Here is a 15077-nt window from a genome sequence, read left to right as displayed (position 1 = left end):
GGCTAGCGGCCCTGCTGCCCGCGCTTCCGCTTGTTCCACGCGATGAGACCGCCCACGGCGAACACCTGGGTCAGCACGAGCAGGAACACCAGCCCGGCGATGGTCTTGCCCTGCAGCACGAGGATCAGCCCGAACACGGCGCACACGAACGCCAGCACGGGCAGGGCGACGAGCGCGAGGAACGTGACCGCCTGCGGGGAGAGCAGACGCTGGTCGGAGTCGGTCGGGGCCATGTCAGTCGCGTTCCCATCGTTCGAAGCGGTGGCGCGGGCCGGAGGCGGAGTCCAGCCACGCGTCGGGGGCGGGGTCGACGGCGGTGCGCCGCCAGCGGGCGTCGAGCAGCGGGGCGTGCGTGTCGCCGTCGACGTCCGCGTCGATCACGGTCACCTCGGCGCGGGAGGCCACGTCGAGGGCCTGCTCGTAGAGGGTCGCCCCACCGATCACCCACACGGTGTCACAGCCGTCGGCCTCGGCCGCGGCGGCCAGGGCCGCCCCGAAGTCAGGCACGACGACGGCGCCCGCGGCCCGCAGCTCCGCGCCGGCCTCCTCGGTGGCCGTCAGGGTGCGGGAGACCACGATGTTCGTGCGCCCGGGCAGCGGGCGGAACCGCGCCGGGAACGACTCCCACGTGCGCCGGCCCATGATCACGGGGTGGCCGTGCGTGTGGGCCCGGAAGTGCGCGAGGTCCTCGGGGACGTGCCACGGCATGGTGCCGTCGCGGCCGATGACGCGCTCGGGGGTCTGGGCCCAGATCATGGCGATCACGGGCTCGGTGGGACGGGTGGCCCGGCTCATGGGGTCGCTGCGCATCCTCGGCTCAGACGGCGATCGGCGCCGTGATGGTGGGGTGGTGACGGTAGTCGAGGACCTCGAAGTCCTCGTAGTCGTAGTCGAAGATCGACGCGGGGGTGCGCCGCAGCCGCAGCCGCGGGTACGGGTACGGCTCGCGGGAGAGCTGCTCGCGCACCTGCTCCTCGTGGTTCGCGTAGATGTGCACGTCCCCGCCGGTCCACACGAACTCGCCGGGCGTCAACCCGGTCTGCTGCGCGACCATCACCGTGAGCAGCGCGTACGAGGCGATGTTGAACGGCACGCCGAGGAACAGGTCCGCCGAGCGCTGGTAGAGCTGGCATGAGAGCCGCCCGGGGGCGCCGTCCTGACCGGGGGAGACGTAGAACTGGAACAGCGCGTGGCACGGCGGCAACGCCATCTCGTCCACCTCGGCGGGGTTCCACGCGGTGACGATGTGCCGGCGCGAGTCGGGGTTCGTCCGGATCTGCTCCACGACCTTGGCGATCTGGTCGATGTGGCCCCCGTCCGGGGTGGGCCACGAGCGCCACTGCACGCCGTAGACGGGGCCGAGCTCGCCGTCCTCGTCCGCCCACTCGTTCCAGATCCGCACGCCGCGCTCCTGGAGCCACCGCACGTTCGAGTCCCCGCGCAGGAACCACAGCAGCTCGAGCGCGACCGACTTGAAGTGCACGCGCTTGGTCGTGATCAGCGGGAAGGACTCGGCCAGGTCGAAGCGCAGCTGGCGGCCGAACACGCTGCGCGTGCCCGTGCCGGTCCGGTCCGTCTTGACGGCCCCGTGGGCCATCACGTCGGCGAGGAGGTCCTCGTAGGGGGTGGGGATGCTCACCCGGTCCACTCTAGCGATCCGAGCGGACGCGCTGAGCGTCGTCGACGGCCCGGCGGAGGCGGGTACCGGCAGGGCAGGGCCCCGCCCCCGGTCAGCCGTGGAAGACCATGTCCTGGTACTCGGGGTAGCGGCGCAGGTAGTCCTCCACGTAGGAGCACTCGGGCACGATCCGGTCACCCTCCGCGCGCAGCCGGTCCAGGACCATGGTCACGAGGGCGCGGGCGTAGCCGCGGCGGCCGAACTGCTCGTCGATGATGGTGTGCTGCAGGCGCAGGACCACGGTGTCCTCGCCGTCCGCGCCGCGCACGGTCTCCTGGTCGTAGCCGAGGAACCCGATGAAGGTCCCGTCCTGGCGCAGCTCGAAGCGCTGACGGTCCGGGTCCCGGGTCACCGTGAGGCGCTCGTGGACGATCTTCTCGGGCTGGCTCTGGGCGGCGGTGTTCTCCATGACCCGAGCCTAGGGCCGGGGGCGGGCCCGCTCAACGGTGGCCCGGTCGCGCGGGCGGCTCAGTCGTCCCAGGGGTCGTAGACCTCGACGGCCACCACGTCGCCGTCGAGGTCGAGCGCGCGGTGCGCCACGAGCACAGCGCCGGGCCGCAGCCACGGGTCCTCGGTCGGCAGGGCCCGCAGCACGCGGTCCGCCTGGCCGGCGGCCGCGTCCTCGACCACCTCGAACAGCGTCGGCAGCACCGGCCGGTGCGTGCACACGACCAGCGGCCGGGAGCGGCCCATGAGCTCGGCCATCACCTTGCGGGTCTTCTTGGGCTTCTCCCGGGCCGTGGTCTCCGTGAACGCGCCCTTGGTCTTCAGCGGCAGCCGGCTGGACTTCACGAGCGGGGCCAGCGTCTCCACGCAGCGGCGCCACGGGGAGGAGACCAGCCGCTCCGGCCGCCAGGCCGCCACGAGGCCCTCGACGGCGAGCGCCTGCCGCCGGCCCGTCGCCGCCAGCGGACGCTCCTGCTCGGCGCGGGACCACGAGGAGCGGGGCTTGGCCTTGGCGTGGCGCAGCACCAGCAGCGGCACGGTCCGCAGGCGCCCCCGGGAGGCGGCACGCAGCAGCAGGTCGAGCGGTTCGTGATCCGAGCCGTTCGTCAGCAGCCGCCGGGCCTCGTCCGGCCCGACCCAGCGGACCTCGTCCACCTCGTCGCCGTCGGGGAGGGCGCGCTGGCCGTCGACCTCGGCGGCCCAGTACCAGACCTCCTTGCTCTGACGTACGCCCCGCTTGCCGGGCACCTCGTACGCCGTCACGCACAGCGGGATGCCCGGCCGCAGCTCGAGGCCGACCTCCTCGCGCAGCTCGCGCACCGCGCACTCCGGCAGGGTCTCACCCGGATCGAGCTTGCCCTTGGGCCACGACCAGTCGTCGTAGCGGGGCCGGTGGATCACCATCACCTCGAGGCCGCCGGGCACGCGGCGCCACGGCAGCATGCCGGCGGCCAGCACCTCGGCGCGGGGGCCTTCCGAGACACGGTCCTCCGTGGACCAGCGGGCGACGCGGTCGGCGTGGGACGAGGGCATGGGGCGGGTTCCTCTCGGGGTGCGGCGGCCGCGACGACTGCTGGGGCAGGGCACGGGGCGTGGCCGACCCCGCGGGGGCCGGCCACACCAGGATACGAGGCCGCCGGGATGTGCCCGGCCGGCCCCCGCCCGAGGGTCTCAGGGGCGGCGGTACTGGGCGTCGGCGGCGAACAGCTCGAAGCCGAGGGACGCGTAGAGCGTGACGGCGGCCGTGTTGTCCGCGTCCACGTACAGGTCCACGACGTCGACTCCCTGTTCCGCCATCCGGTGCAGCCCCGCCAGCGTCAGGGCCCGACCGAGGCCGAGGCCCTGGGCGTCGGGGGAGACGCCCACGGCGTACACCTCCCCGACGCGCGGGCCGTCGGCTCCGGCATCCGGCTCCACCTTCGTCCAGTGGAAGCCGAGCAGCCGCCCGTCCGCCTCGCGGGCGGCGAGCAGGAGGCCGTCGGCGTCGAACCAGTCCTCCGCCATGCGGTCGTCGAGGTCGGCGCGGGTCAGGCTGCCCTGTTCGGGGTGGTCCGCGAAGGCGGCGGCGTTCACGTCCAGCCAGGCCTGCTCGTCCTGGCCGGGGACGAAGCCGCGCAGGGCCACCCCGTCGGCGAGCCGCACCTCCGGCAGGGCCGCGAGCGCCGCGTGCGACAGGCGCATCCGGCGCAGCTCGCGGACGGGCTCGAGGCCGTGCCGCCGGGCGAGCCGGACCGCCCCCGGGAGCATGCCGTGGGCCCAGACGCTCGTGGTCTCCTCCCGCGCCAGGTCCCGGACCGCGGCGGCCGCGGCGTCGGCCAGGACCGTCCCCCGGCCGGTGCGGCGTGCGGTCGGGTCGACGACGAGCTCGAGCACGGCCGCCGTGCCCTCGGGCACGAGCACGGCCGCCCCGTCGATCGCCCCGTCCGGGCCCCGGGTGGCTCCCCACCAGAGCTGCCCGCCGCGGGCGAGCAGCACGCGCGTCTGGTCCGACAGCGGGGGATGACCGTCCGCCGCCCCGGCGCGGTCGGCCAGGTCCAGGACGGCGCTCGCCTCCTCCGGGCGCGGGGTGACGACGCGCGGCATGCCGTCGGCGTCGGAGGTCGTGGGGGTGGGGTGTTCGGCCATGCCGGCCACCCTACGGAAGGAGGACGGTGGCCCGCGAGGTGCGCCCCGCCGTCGCCCGCCCAGGGCCGAGCCGGTGCGCACCTGGCAGGATGGGGCAGGTGATGCGCTTGTCCATGGCCCTGAGTGCGGCCGTCGCCGCCCTCGTCCTGGGCGGTGCCGCGTTGCTGGGCCCGGTCCCCGCCGCCCTCGCCGCCGCCGTCGTGATCCTGGTCATCGCCTGGGGCTGGCCGCGGCAGATGGGGGCGCCCGCGCGCCTCTCGCTCAGCGTCACCCTGGCCGTCGCCGGGGGCGCCGCGGTGCTGCTCATGCTGCTGTGGCCGCCGCTCGAGGACGGCCACAGCGGGGCCTGGACGCTCTTCGAGCCGCTCGCCGTCGTCGTCGCCTGGAGCACCATGGCCTCGTTCGTCGTCCAGCTGGTGCGCGGGACCGGCCGGCCGCTGCGCCTCGAGTCCACCGTCGCCACGATGGGCGGGGCGTTCATGGCCGTCGTGACGGCGTGCTGGGTGGCCGTCTCACGCTGGACCGACACCCCTGCGGTCGCCGGGCTGGTCATCACGCTGGCGGTCACGGTGGCCGCGGTCTCCCTCGTCGGCCTCACCCCGTGGATGCAGGGCCGGCCGGGAGTCCTGGCGCTCGTCGTCATCCCCCTCGGCACGGTGCTCGCCTGGCCCGTCTCGGCGCTGGCCGGCGTGGGCGCCCGGGACCGGCCGGCCGTCACGGCCGCGGCGCTCGCGGTGGCCGTGCTGGTGTCCCTGACCGCCGCCACGGCGCCGTCGTCGCGGCCGCGACCCGAGGACCGGCCGGTGGGCACCACCCTGCGCCCGCGCCGGGCGGGTTACGCCCTCGCGTTGGCGCCCGTGGGCGCGGCCGGCGTGGTGGCGCACGTCATGGTGGGCTTCCTGGCCTGACAGGTCGGGCCCGCTCGGTAGGATGTCCCGCATGGATACCCTTCTTGCGCTCGAGATCTTCTTCCTGGCCCTCGTGGTCCTGGCCGGCCTGGGCATGGCCGCCGTCGCTGCGGTCGTCATCAGCGGCCTCTTCAAGGGCCAGCGCTGAGGACGCGCGGCCCGCTGTCGGGCCGCGCCGTGATCTGCCATGGCGACTGAACTCCCGTACGACCTCACCCCCGAGCTCGCGCCCCTGTCCTGGCTCATCGGCAGCTGGGAGGGCCAGGGCCGCCTCGGCGACGGCTCCGCCGGCACCGAGATCTTCTACCAGCGGGTGGACTTCACCGAGCATGGTCTGCCGTTCGTCGAGTACCGCGCGGAGTCGTGGCTGTGCGAGGCGGACGGCACGCTGCTGCGTCCGCTGACCGTGGAGTCCGGCTTCTGGCAGGTGGACCGGGCGCGGCGCGACGGCGACGTCGGCCCCGGCATGCGCCCGGCGGACATCGTCCCCGCGTTCCGCTCCGCCGAGGACGTCGAGCGGCTGCGCGCCGGTGACGAGGGCTTCGGCCTGACCGCCACCATCACGCATCCGGGCTCGCTGTCCGAGCTGTACTACGGCCGCATCAAGGGCCCGCAGCTGCAGCTGGCCACGGACGCGGTCCTGCGTGGCTCCGCCGCCGGCCCGTACCACCGGGCCACCCGCATGGCCGGTCTCGTGAACGGGCAGCTGTTCTGGCGCTGGGACGTCGCGGACGCCGCGGGCGCCGAGCTCGAGGCGCACGCCTCCGCCATCCTGGACCGCATGCCGAGCGCGGCCGAGGGTCGGCTCGCTCCGGGGGCCGAGCGTCCTCGCGGGGCTCGCGGGGAGCAGTCGTGACAGCCTCCCGCAGCCCGCTGTTGGACCTGGCCGTGGCCGAGCCGCAGGGGCCGGCCGGCGGCGCCGTCGAGGGCCTCGGCCCGGACGCCGGCGTCGCCGCGCACTACGGTCGCCCCCTGCCCGAGCAGCGCGCCCTCGCCCGGGGCCGCGCCCTGGTGGACCTCTCCCACCGGGCCGTGCTCTCCGTGTCCGGCCCGGACCGGCTGAGCTGGCTGCACACGCTCGGCACGCAGCACGTCGAGACGCTGCCCCCCGGCACGAGCACCGAGATCCTCTTCCTCGACGTGCAGGGGCGGATCGAGCACGCCGCCCACCTGCTCGAGGACGGCGCCGCGGCCTGGCTCGTCACGGACCGCGAGGACGGCCCGGGCCTCGCCGCGTGGCTCACCTCGATGCGCTTCTCCCACGACGTCACGCTGCGGGACCACACCGGGGCGGTCGCCGTCGTGGGCGCCACCGCGCCCGTGCCCGGCTGGGAGGACCGCACCGTGTGGCTGGACCCGTGGCCGCGCGTCGGGGCGGGCGGCTGGGCCTACACGGCCGATCCGGATCCGGCGACCCACCCGGGTGCGGACTGGTCCTGGCGCGAGTACCTCGTCACCCGGGCCGACCTCGAGGCCACCGTCCGCGCGCTCGGCACGGGCGTGCTCGCGGGCTGGTCCCTGGCGGGCACGACGGCGGCCGAGGCGCTGCGCATCGAGGCCGGCCGCCCCCGCCGGGCCCTCGACGTGGACGACCGCGCGATCCCGCACGAGCTGGACCTGCTGCGCACCGCCGTGCACCTCGAGAAGGGCTGCTACCGCGGTCAGGAGACCGTGGCGCGCGTGCACAACCTGGGCCGCCCGCCCCGCCGCCTCACCCGCCTGCTCCTGGACGGCTCCGTCCACGCGCTCCCCGAGCACGGTGCCCCCGTGATCCTCCGGCCGGCCGAGGACACGCCCGAGGCCCGCGCCGCCGCCCGTCCGGTGGGGACGGTCACCGCCGCGGCCCAGCACCATGAGGCGGGCGCCGTCGCCCTGGCGCTGCTCAAGCGCACGGTGCCCGTGGACGCCGAGCTGCTGGTCCGCGAGGACGCTCCCGGCGAGGACGGTGCCGCCGAGGGCGGCTGGATCGCCGCGAGCCAGGAGCCGCTCGTGTCCCCGGACGCCGGGCAGGTCGTCGGCCGACCGCGCGGCGTGGGCCGCCTGCGCTGACCGACTCGCCGGCTCAGTCCAGCGCGAGGACGGTCCGCGTGCCCGCCGCCTCCAGCCCGACGGCGATCGCCACGTGGTGCGCGGCCGTGTGGCCCGCCGGCACCTCGGCGAACGGCAGCAGCCCCTCCAGCGCCGCCCGGTCCATCGCCACGGCCACCGCGTAGCGGCCGAGCCCACGACCGCGCAGCCGCGGTGGGGTGAGGGTGCCCAGCGAGGCCAGCACGCCGCCCGTCACGCGATGCCCCGCCGCCGCCACCGCGGCTTCGATCGCCCGTCCCGCGCCGTCGTCGGGAACGAGCGCGACCGAGGACTCCCAGGAGGGGACACCCGCCTCGGCCACGTCGTCTGCGGGGGCCTGCGCGACCACGGCGTGGACGTGGGCGGGGTCGTCGGACACGGCGACGGTGCGCGAGGGGTCGACCGGCGGCGGTTCCTCGGCGGCGTAGAGCGTGAACTCGCCGCGCGAGCGCACGGCCTCCCCGGCGGCGGCGCGCACCGCCGTCCGCAGCAGGGCCGACTCCACGCCCAGCGCCTCGGCGGGCACGCCGCGGCAGGCACGCGTGAACCACGCCGGCCCCGCCACGACGGTGGCCCAGGGCAGGGCCAGCACCTCCGCCTCGGCCACGCCCTGCCGGGCCACCTCGATGCGGCGCGGCTCGGCGCCCGCCGCCGGGGCGTCGTCGGGCAGCAGCGCGGTGTCGGGCAGGCCGAGCCGACGCGCCAGCCCGAGGGCCAGCACGCCGACGGCGGGGTGGTCGGGTCTCACCGGCCGAACAGGATCTTCGCCTCGTCGTAGCGGGAGACCGGCACCTTCTTGAGGCCCTTGAGGGCGGCGCTCATGGGGATGGAGATGATCTCCGTGCCGTTGGCCGCCACCATCTGTCCCCAGCGGCGCTGGGCGACGAGGTCGACGGCGCCCATGCCGAAGCGCGTGGAGAGCACGCGGTCCGTGGCGGTGGGGGCGCCGCCGCGCTGGATGTGGCCCAGGATGGTGCTGCGCGTCTCGATGCCCGTCATCTCCTCGATCTCGCGGGTCACCCACTCGCCGATGCCGCCCAGACGCGGTCGGCCGGACGCCTCGACCCCGGCCTCGGCCAGCGGGTCGTCGTGGCCCTCGGGGATGAAGCCCTCCGCCACCACGACCAGCGGGGAGCGGCCGCGGTCGTGGACCTGCTGCACCCACTCGGCGACCTGGGACATCGGGGTGCGGACCTCGGGGATGAGGATCGCGTGGGCGCCGGCGGCCATGCCCGAGTGCAGGGCGATCCAGCCGACGTGGCGGCCCATGACCTCGGCGACCATGCAGCGGTGGTGGGACTCGCCCGTGGTGCGCAGCCGGTCCATGGCGTCCGTGGCGATCTGCACGGCCGTGTCGAAGCCGAACGTGTAGTCGGTGCCCTGCAGGTCGTTGTCGATCGTCTTGGGCACGCCCACGATCGGCAGCCCGTCCGCGGCCAGGCGGTTCGCGCCGGCCAGGGTGCCCTCGCCGCCGATCGCGATGACGGCGTCGATGTCCAGCTCGCGCAGGTTGCGGAGCATGTTCTCCGGGCCGCCGCCCTCCGCGTTGTAGGGGTGCGTGCGGGAGGTGCCGAGGATGGTGCCGCCGGTGCGGGCCAGGCCGCGCACGCGGGAGCGGGGCAGGTCCTCGACGTCCTTCTCGATCAGGCCGGACCACCCGTTGCGGATGCCCACCATCTCCATGTCGTACGACTTGATGCCGTGCAGGACGGCGGAGCGGATGACGGCGTTGAGGCCGGGGCAGTCGCCTCCGGAGGTGAGCATTCCGACGCGCATGGGGGTCCTCTCGGGCGTTCTCGTGGGGGTCGGCACCACCCTAGGCGTGCCCGCCGCGTCGCGTCAGGGGACGGGCGACGGGCGGCGGGTCAGCCGAGGGCCACGAGGACGGCGACCTGGAGGGCCGTCGCACCCACGAGGATGCCGCTCGCCGGGCCGAGGGTGCCGGGACGGCGGCCGCTGAGCAGAGCGCCCAGCAGGACGGGGGCGATCACCGCGAGCGCGGCGACGAGCATGGGCACCGCCAGCAGCGTGGGGGTCGGACCGACGCCGAGCAGCAGGCTGATCCCGAGGGCGGCGAGCGCGGCGAGGACGGCCCCGGCGTAGGTGGCGGCCTGCGCGATCGGCCCGAGGCGCGGCTTCGCGGCCGTGGCTGCGGACCCCGAGCCGGTCGGGGCGGTGGCCGCCCGGGGGGCCTCCTCGGCCAGGCGCGTCGCGGCCCGCCGTTCGCGGGAGTGGACGTGGTCGCGCCAGGTGCCGGTCGCGGGGTCGATCCATTCGGGGCGGAAGCCGTGCGGGTCGGTGACCTCGGCCGCCCGCTCGCGCGGACCTCCGCCGACGTACCAGGCCGGGCGCGGCACGGCGTGGGCGGGCTGGTCGGCGTCGGGGACCCGGCCCGGGGCCACGCGGGCCTGCGCCCGGCCGTCCCAGCGGGTCACGAGCCACCAGACGAGCACGGCCAGCGCGCCCAGGCCCACGAGGGAGCCGGGGCCGCCCACGGCCGGGGCGATGAGGGTGAACCCGGCGCCGAGCAGCAGGTTGAGGGCGCCGATCGCCCCGATCACGCCGATGGCCACGGTGGCGTCCTGCCACTCCCCGCGGCGCAGGCGGCCGAACTGCACGCGTCCGTCGGGGTCGGGGAGCACGGCCCAGGCGGCCGCGTAGGCCAGCAGGCCCAGGCCCGCGGAGACCATGCACACGGCGACGAACACGCCGCGGGCGAGCAGCGGATCGATGCGGTAGCGCTCGGCCACCCCGCCGAGCACCCCGCCGACCCACGAGGCCGGCGAGCGGCGCACGCCCCAGCTCAGGACGGCGCGGCGCAGCCAGCCCGGCAGGGCGTCCAGTCCGTCGGGGCCGGTCTCGCCCGCGGCGGCTCCGTCGGGGGCGACGTGGGGGCCGGGGCCGGTGAACGGGTCGTGTGTGCTCGTCATGTCTCCATCCTCGTCCGCCTGCGGCCCCCGCCCATCCGGGAACTCCCGGAATCCTCCCCGGATGTGCCGCCCCGTCCGACGCGGCAGGATGGGGGCATGCCCACCCCGTCCGCGCCCGCGCCGGCCCCGCGTCCGCCGTTGATGCGGCACGGGGCCGACCGTCCGGTGTCCGGCGTCGCCGCGGGGCTCGCCCGGCACCTCGGGATGCCCGCCGGCCGCGTCCGCGCGGCCCTGGCGCTGCTGAGCCTGCTGGGCGGCGCGGGCCTGGCCCTGTACGTGTGGCTCTGGCTGCTCGTGCCGGAGGAGGGTCCGGACGGCGCTCCTGCCGCCGACGCCCCCACCCTGCGTGGTCGCGCCCCCGAGGTGCTCGAGCGGGTGCGCGAGGGCGGCTGGCCGGTGCTGCTGGCCGCCGTGGTGCTCGGCGTGGGCGTGCTGACCGTCGCGGACGGCCTCGGCCTCGCCGTCGACTGGGCGCTCGTGGGCCCGGTGGCCGTCCTCGTGATCGGCCTCGGCCTGGCCTGGATGCAGCTCGACCTGGCGGGCGGGCCCCGGGCCGGGCGGAGCGGACGACTGGTCCGCCTCGTGCTCGGCACGGCCCTCGTGCTGCTGGCGGTGCTGGCCATCGTCCTGGGCGCCGTGAGCTCGGGCGAGCTGTGGCGGGCTCTGCTGGCCGCCGTCGCGATGCTCGCCGGCGCGGCGCTGGTGGCCATGCCCTACGTCCTGGCCTGGCTGCGCCGACGGGACGCGGAGCGGACCGCGTTCGCGGTGCAGGCCCAGCGCGCCGAGATCGCGGCGCACCTGCACGACTCGGTGCTGCAGTCCCTCGCCCTCATCCAGCGGCGCGCCCAGGACGCGGACGCGGTGGCCCGGGTGGCCCGCGCCCAGGAGCGTGAGCTGCGTCAGTTCCTCGCCCTGGACTCCCGTGGCGGCCCGCACTCCCTGGCGGAGGCGCTCGAACAGCACGCCGCCGCCGTCGAGGACGCCCACGGGGCCCGGGTGGAGGTCGTGGCCGTGGGGCGGGCCGCGGGGGCGTGGCTCGAGCCGCTCGCGGCCGCGGCGCGCGAGGCCATGCAGAACGCGGCCCGGCACGCCGGCGACGCGCAGGTCTTCGCGGAGGCCGGTGAGGACGACCGCGGCCGCACCGTCGCGGAGGTGTTCGTCCGGGACCGCGGTCCCGGCTTCGACCTGCCCACGGTCCCGGCCGACCGGCTCGGCGTGCGGGAGTCGATCCTCGGCCGCATGGGCCGTGCCGGCGGGACCGCCCGCATCCGGTCCGGCCCGGGCGGCACCGAGGTCCACCTGACGTTGGCCGAGCCCGAGGGTGCGCGAGCGCGCACCGGACAGGAGCACCCATGACCGACCCCGCCCCGCGCACGGCCGTCAACGTGGACGACCACGCGATCTTCCGCTCCGGCCTGCGCGCCGACCTGGACCCGGACCGACTGGCCATCGTCGGTGAGGCCGGGGACGTGGACGAGGCCGTCCGCGCCGTGCTGGACCTGGCGCCGGATGTGGTGCTGCTGGACGTGCACCTGCCCGGCGGGGCCGGCGGCGGGGGAGCGGAGGTGGCCGAGCGTGTCCTCGCGCGCCGACCCGCGCAGCGGTTCCTGGCCCTGTCCGTCTCGGACGCGGCCGAGGACGTCGTCGCCGTGATCCGTGCGGGGGCCCGCGGCTACATCACCAAGACGGCCTCCGGCGCCGAGGTGGCGGACGCGGCGGTCCGCGTGGCCGACGGCGACGCGGTGTTCTCGTCCCGGCTGGCCGGGTTCGTCCTCGACGCCTTCCGCGGCACGGCGCCCGCGCCCCCGCTCGTCCCCGCCGCGGCGACGAGCGGGGCTGCGGCCCCCGACGAGGACCTCGACCGGCTCTCGGCACGGGAGCGGGAGGTCATGCGGCTGATCGCCCGCGGCTACACCTACCGGGAGGCCGGGGCGGAGCTGTTCATCTCGGACCGCACGGTCGAGACCCACGTGTCCTCCGTGCTGCGCAAGCTCCAGCTCTCCAACCGCCACGAGCTGACCCGCTGGGCCGCGCGCCGCGGATACGCCTGAGCCCCGCGGCACGCGGCGTCGCGGGGCTCAGGGGTGGGGTGTGCGGCTCAGGCGCTGAGCAGGGCGCGGATGCGCTCGACGCCCTCGGCGAGGTCCGCATCGCCCAGCGCGTAGGACAGTCGCAGATAGCCGGACGGGCCGAACGCCTCGCCCGGGACCACGGCGACCTCCGCCTCGTCGAGGATGAAGGCGGCCAGCTCGGCCGACGTCGCGGGGGTGACGCCGCCGCGGTAGGTCTTCGCGAGCGCCTCCCGCACGTCCACGTACGCGTAGAACGCGCCCTGCGGGGTGGGGCAGTGGAAGCCCGGCACGGCGTCCATGGCTTCGACCATGGCCCGGCGCCGGCGGTCGAACGCCGTCTTCATCTCCGCCACGGCGTCCAACGGGCCGGCGATGGCGGCCAGCGCGGCCCGCTGCGACACGTTGGCCACGTTCGAGGTGGCGTGGGACTGCAGGTTCGTGGCGGCCTTGACCACGTCCAGCGGGCCGGCCATCCACCCGACGCGCCAGCCCGTCATGGCGTAGGTCTTGGCGACGCCGTTGAGGATCACGGACTGCTCCGCCAGCTCGGGCACGGCGCGGACGATCGAGGTGAACGGCATGCCGTCGTAGGTCAGGTGCTCGTAGATCTCGTCGGTGACCACCCACAGCCCCCGCTCCCGTGCCCACCGGCCGATCGCCGCCGTCTCCTCGGGGGAGTACACGGCGCCGGTGGGGTTGGAGGGGGAGACGAACAGGAGCACCTTGGTGCGGTCCGTGACGGCCTCGTCGAGCTGGTCCACGGTGACCTTGTAGCCCTGCTCGGGGCCGGCGAACACCTCGACCGGCACGCCGCCGGCCAGGCGGATCGCCTCCGGGTAGGTGGTCCAGTAGGGGGCGGGGACGAGCACCTCGTCCTGCGGGTCCAGCAGGGCGGCGAAGGCGTTGTACACGGCCTGCTTCCCGCCGTTGGTCACGAGCACCTGGGCGGCCTCGAGGGACACGCCGGAGTCGCGCAGCGTCTTGGCCGCGATCGCCTCGCGCAGCTCGGGCAGGCCGGCGGCGGGGGAGTAGCGGTGGTTCTTCGGGTCCCGGGCCGCGGCGACGGCGGCCTCCACGATGTAGTCCGGGGTGGGGAAGTCGGGCTCGCCGGCGCCGAAGCCGATCACCGGGCGCCCGGCGGCCTTGAGCTCCTTGGCGCGGGCGTCGACGGCGAGGGTGGCGGAGGGCGCGATGGCGGACAGACGGGCGGAGACGCGGCGGGCGGGCGCGGCCATGGGGACCTTCTTCGAGCTCGACGGGGAGGGCGGGGCGGAGCGGGGCTCCGTCCTGCCAGGGTACTGACTGCCCGGGGCCCGTTCGACTCCCGCCGCCCGATGGCGTATCCTGGATCTCCGGTACCGCGTTCGCGGTCGATCCCGCGAGGGTTCGGTCGGCTCCGTCGGTCCGAAGGGTAGTGGCGCAATTGGTAGCGCAGCGGTCTCCAAAACCGCAGGTTGCAGGTTCGAGTCCTGTCTGCCCTGCTCGATGCCGGGCCTCGTGCTCGGCATCGGACGTGTAGAAAGCGATTCGGCGATCCGACGAGTGAGGCCACGTGACTGAGATGGCGGCGAACGGCGGGGGGCCCGCCCCCACGCCGAGCAGGCAGCGTCGCGGGCTGTTCGCGCGGATCGCGCTGTTCCTGCGCCAGGTGGTGGACGAGCTCCGCAAGGTCGTCACCCCCACGAGCGAGGAGCTGCTGCGCACGACCGGAGTGGTGCTCGCCTTCGTGGCGTTCATGATCCTGCTGGTCATGGGGCTGGACTGGGTGTTCGGCACCGTGGCGGGTCTCCTGTTCGGCGCCGGCGGCCTCTGAGCCCGGCGCGGACGGTCCCGACGTCGCAGGACGCGTCCCCCGCACGCCCGTGAGGGCCCTCCCCGACGGCAGGGCCCGCCGTCCGTCAGCAGAAAGCAGGAACCGTGTCCGAGCAGGAACTGGATCGTCAGCCCGCCGAGGAGTCCGTCCCGATGTCGGAGGACGCCGTGGCCGAGGAGACCGCGCAGGACGCCGGCACGCCCGTCGAGGACGCCCTGGACGAGCCCGCCGGCAGCGGTGACGAGACCGCCGAGGCCACCGTGCAGGAGGCCGACCTGGCCGTCGCCGAGGGCGAGGACGCGCCGACACCCGTCGAGGGGCAGGCCGACGACGAGCCCGCCGTGGACCCCGCCGAGGAGCTGCGCACCCGCCTGCGCCGCCAGCCCGGCGACTGGTACGTCGTCCACACCTACGCCGGCTACGAGAAGCGCGTGAAGACGAACCTCGAGGCCCGCATCCTGACCCAGGACATGGAGGACTCGATCTACGAGATCGAGGTCCCCATGGAGGAGGTCGTGGAGATCAAGAACACGACGCGCAAGATCGTCTCGCGCGTGCGCATCCCGGGCTACGTGCTCGTCCGCATGGACCTCGACGACGCCTCGTGGGGCGTCGTGCGGCACACCCCGGGCGTCACGGGCTTCGTGGGCAACGACGCCCACCACCCGCAGCCGCTCAGCCTGGACGAGGTGTACGACATGCTCGCCCCGTCCGTGATCCAGGAGGCCGCCCGCGCCGCCGAGAAGGCCGGTCTGGCCGTCCCCGCCTCGGCCGAGTCCGGTGCGCCCGCCGCCCCCGCGATCCACGTGGACTTCGAGGTCGGCGAGTCGGTCACCGTCAACGACGGCCCGTTCGAGACCCTCCCGGCCACGATCTCCGAGATCAAGCCGGAAGCCCAGCAGCTCGTGGTGCTCGTCTCGATCTTCGAGCGTGAGACCCCCGTGACGCTGTCCTTCAACCAGGTGACCAAGGCCATCTGAGGACACCCGACGCTTCCGCACCGGGCCGGCCGCCTGCCGGCCCGGACGCGGCACCGGC

17 protein-coding genes and 1 tRNA gene are annotated in these 15077 nt (G+C 75.6%); 8 read left to right on the top strand and 10 right to left on the bottom strand.

Annotated elements, in window-relative coordinates; all coding sequences use genetic code 11:
- Window positions 1-2: 2 nt before the first annotated feature.
- The 6 genes from AC0VX2_RS08945 to mshD form a co-directional block, all read right to left on the bottom strand.
- Window positions 3-233, bottom strand: a complete 231-nt coding sequence (locus tag AC0VX2_RS08945; protein WP_098094553.1) for an NF038396 family protein — start codon at window positions 231-233, stop codon at window positions 3-5.
- 1 nt (window position 234) lies between these two features.
- A complete protein-coding gene (locus AC0VX2_RS08940; RefSeq protein WP_095694878.1) occupies window positions 235-795 on the bottom strand; it encodes a dihydrofolate reductase in 561 nt (186 codons plus the stop codon).
- Between the two features lie 22 nt (window positions 796-817).
- Window positions 818-1648 carry a thymidylate synthase gene (locus tag AC0VX2_RS08935; RefSeq protein WP_101965853.1) on the bottom strand — a complete coding sequence of 277 codons (831 nt, stop codon included), beginning with the start codon at window positions 1646-1648 and terminating at the stop codon, window positions 818-820.
- An 82-nt stretch (window positions 1649-1730) separates the two neighbouring features.
- Window positions 1731-2087, bottom strand: coding sequence for a GNAT family N-acetyltransferase (locus tag AC0VX2_RS08930; protein ID WP_041103569.1), 357 nt, complete (start codon window positions 2085-2087; stop codon window positions 1731-1733).
- A 59-nt stretch (window positions 2088-2146) separates the two neighbouring features.
- Entirely contained in the window at window positions 2147-3157 is a 1011-nt protein-coding gene (locus tag AC0VX2_RS08925) for an NUDIX hydrolase (RefSeq protein ID WP_145015361.1), read from the bottom strand.
- 138 nt (window positions 3158-3295) lie between these two features.
- On the bottom strand, window positions 3296-4249 hold the full coding sequence (mshD, locus tag AC0VX2_RS08920) for a mycothiol synthase (protein WP_078025939.1): 954 nt from the start codon (window positions 4247-4249) through the stop codon (window positions 3296-3298).
- Between the two features lie 101 nt (window positions 4250-4350).
- Here mshD and AC0VX2_RS08915 point away from each other — a divergent pair, with 101 nt between their 5' ends.
- From AC0VX2_RS08915 to ygfZ, 3 genes are all read left to right on the top strand, one after another.
- Entirely contained in the window at window positions 4351-5157 is an 807-nt protein-coding gene (locus tag AC0VX2_RS08915) for a hypothetical protein (protein ID WP_223247462.1), read from the top strand.
- Between the two features lie 187 nt (window positions 5158-5344).
- The gene (locus AC0VX2_RS08910) at window positions 5345-6013 is read left to right on the top strand and encodes a nitrobindin family protein (RefSeq protein WP_036337900.1); all 669 of its coding nucleotides are present in this window, start codon (window positions 5345-5347) and stop codon (window positions 6011-6013) included.
- Window positions 6010-7206, top strand: a complete 1197-nt coding sequence (ygfZ, locus tag AC0VX2_RS08905; protein ID WP_102708518.1) for a CAF17-like 4Fe-4S cluster assembly/insertion protein YgfZ — start codon at window positions 6010-6012, stop codon at window positions 7204-7206. Before AC0VX2_RS08910 ends, ygfZ begins: the two co-directional genes overlap by 4 nt.
- Before the next feature lie 13 nt (window positions 7207-7219).
- Here the strand turns inward: ygfZ and AC0VX2_RS08900 are convergent, their stop codons facing one another.
- The 3 genes from AC0VX2_RS08900 to AC0VX2_RS08890 all read right to left on the bottom strand — a co-directional run bounded on the left by AC0VX2_RS08900 (window position 7220) and on the right by AC0VX2_RS08890 (window position 10154).
- A complete protein-coding gene (locus AC0VX2_RS08900; protein WP_063188694.1) occupies window positions 7220-7972 on the bottom strand; it encodes a GNAT family N-acetyltransferase in 753 nt (250 codons plus the stop codon).
- The gene (locus AC0VX2_RS08895; RefSeq protein WP_078025937.1) at window positions 7969-9000 is read right to left on the bottom strand and encodes a 6-phosphofructokinase; all 1032 of its coding nucleotides are present in this window, start codon (window positions 8998-9000) and stop codon (window positions 7969-7971) included. Before AC0VX2_RS08895 ends, AC0VX2_RS08900 begins: the two co-directional genes overlap by 4 nt.
- A gap of 89 nt (window positions 9001-9089) precedes the next feature.
- Window positions 9090-10154, bottom strand: a complete 1065-nt coding sequence (locus AC0VX2_RS08890; protein WP_078025936.1) for a PspC domain-containing protein — start codon at window positions 10152-10154, stop codon at window positions 9090-9092.
- Window positions 10155-10250: 96 nt separating this feature from the next.
- Between AC0VX2_RS08890 and AC0VX2_RS08885 the strand changes: the two genes are divergently transcribed.
- Both AC0VX2_RS08885 and AC0VX2_RS08880 read left to right on the top strand, forming a co-directional pair.
- Window positions 10251-11510, top strand: coding sequence for an ATP-binding protein (locus AC0VX2_RS08885; protein ID WP_078025935.1), 1260 nt, complete (start codon window positions 10251-10253; stop codon window positions 11508-11510).
- Window positions 11507-12205, top strand: coding sequence for a LuxR C-terminal-related transcriptional regulator (locus tag AC0VX2_RS08880; RefSeq protein ID WP_144820106.1), 699 nt, complete (start codon window positions 11507-11509; stop codon window positions 12203-12205). The genes AC0VX2_RS08885 and AC0VX2_RS08880 overlap by 4 nt, the downstream gene beginning before the upstream one ends.
- A gap of 47 nt (window positions 12206-12252) precedes the next feature.
- Here the strand turns inward: AC0VX2_RS08880 and AC0VX2_RS08875 are convergent, their stop codons facing one another.
- Window positions 12253-13461: a pyridoxal phosphate-dependent aminotransferase gene (locus AC0VX2_RS08875; RefSeq protein ID WP_070709277.1), complete on the bottom strand. Its 1209-nt coding sequence runs from the start codon at window positions 13459-13461 to the stop codon at window positions 12253-12255.
- 173 nt (window positions 13462-13634) lie between these two features.
- Between AC0VX2_RS08875 and AC0VX2_RS08870 the strand changes: the two genes are divergently transcribed.
- From AC0VX2_RS08870 to nusG, 3 genes are all read left to right on the top strand, one after another.
- Window positions 13635-13707 (top strand) — tRNA-Trp (locus AC0VX2_RS08870).
- Between the two features lie 80 nt (window positions 13708-13787).
- A complete protein-coding gene (gene secE / locus AC0VX2_RS08865; protein WP_036317743.1) occupies window positions 13788-14039 on the top strand; it encodes a preprotein translocase subunit SecE in 252 nt (83 codons plus the stop codon).
- A gap of 104 nt (window positions 14040-14143) precedes the next feature.
- Window positions 14144-15019 carry a transcription termination/antitermination protein NusG gene (gene nusG, locus AC0VX2_RS08860; RefSeq protein ID WP_144820105.1) on the top strand — a complete coding sequence of 292 codons (876 nt, stop codon included), beginning with the start codon at window positions 14144-14146 and terminating at the stop codon, window positions 15017-15019.
- The last annotated feature ends 58 nt before the right edge of the window (window positions 15020-15077 follow it).

Source organism: Micrococcus sp. iso_239, from assembly GCF_056173395.1.
Note: the sequence above shows the minus strand (reverse complement) of the source record. Positions and strands in the feature narration are given on the sequence as shown.

What these genes read in the sequence shown, in the direction of transcription:
- mshD (WP_078025939.1), bottom strand. Translation starts at nt 4,249, where the DNA reads ATGGCCGAACACCCCACCCCCACGACCTCCGACGCCGACGGCATGCCG.
- AC0VX2_RS08925 (WP_145015361.1), bottom strand. Translation starts at nt 3,157, where the DNA reads ATGCCCTCGTCCCACGCCGACCGCGTCGCCCGCTGGTCCACGGAGGAC.
- AC0VX2_RS08895 (WP_078025937.1), bottom strand. Translation starts at nt 9,000, where the DNA reads ATGCGCGTCGGAATGCTCACCTCCGGAGGCGACTGCCCCGGCCTCAAC.
- AC0VX2_RS08940 (WP_095694878.1), bottom strand. Translation starts at nt 795, where the DNA reads ATGAGCCGGGCCACCCGTCCCACCGAGCCCGTGATCGCCATGATCTGG.
- AC0VX2_RS08880 (WP_144820106.1), top strand. Translation starts at nt 11,507, where the DNA reads ATGACCGACCCCGCCCCGCGCACGGCCGTCAACGTGGACGACCACGCG.
- secE (WP_036317743.1), top strand. Translation starts at nt 13,788, where the DNA reads ATGGCGGCGAACGGCGGGGGGCCCGCCCCCACGCCGAGCAGGCAGCGT.
- AC0VX2_RS08885 (WP_078025935.1), top strand. Translation starts at nt 10,251, where the DNA reads ATGCCCACCCCGTCCGCGCCCGCGCCGGCCCCGCGTCCGCCGTTGATG.
- AC0VX2_RS08910 (WP_036337900.1), top strand. Translation starts at nt 5,345, where the DNA reads ATGGCGACTGAACTCCCGTACGACCTCACCCCCGAGCTCGCGCCCCTG.
- AC0VX2_RS08930 (WP_041103569.1), bottom strand. Translation starts at nt 2,087, where the DNA reads ATGGAGAACACCGCCGCCCAGAGCCAGCCCGAGAAGATCGTCCACGAG.
- AC0VX2_RS08915 (WP_223247462.1), top strand. Translation starts at nt 4,351, where the DNA reads ATGCGCTTGTCCATGGCCCTGAGTGCGGCCGTCGCCGCCCTCGTCCTG.
- AC0VX2_RS08945 (WP_098094553.1), bottom strand. Translation starts at nt 233, where the DNA reads ATGGCCCCGACCGACTCCGACCAGCGTCTGCTCTCCCCGCAGGCGGTC.
- AC0VX2_RS08890 (WP_078025936.1), bottom strand. Translation starts at nt 10,154, where the DNA reads ATGACGAGCACACACGACCCGTTCACCGGCCCCGGCCCCCACGTCGCC.
- AC0VX2_RS08875 (WP_070709277.1), bottom strand. Translation starts at nt 13,461, where the DNA reads ATGGCCGCGCCCGCCCGCCGCGTCTCCGCCCGTCTGTCCGCCATCGCG.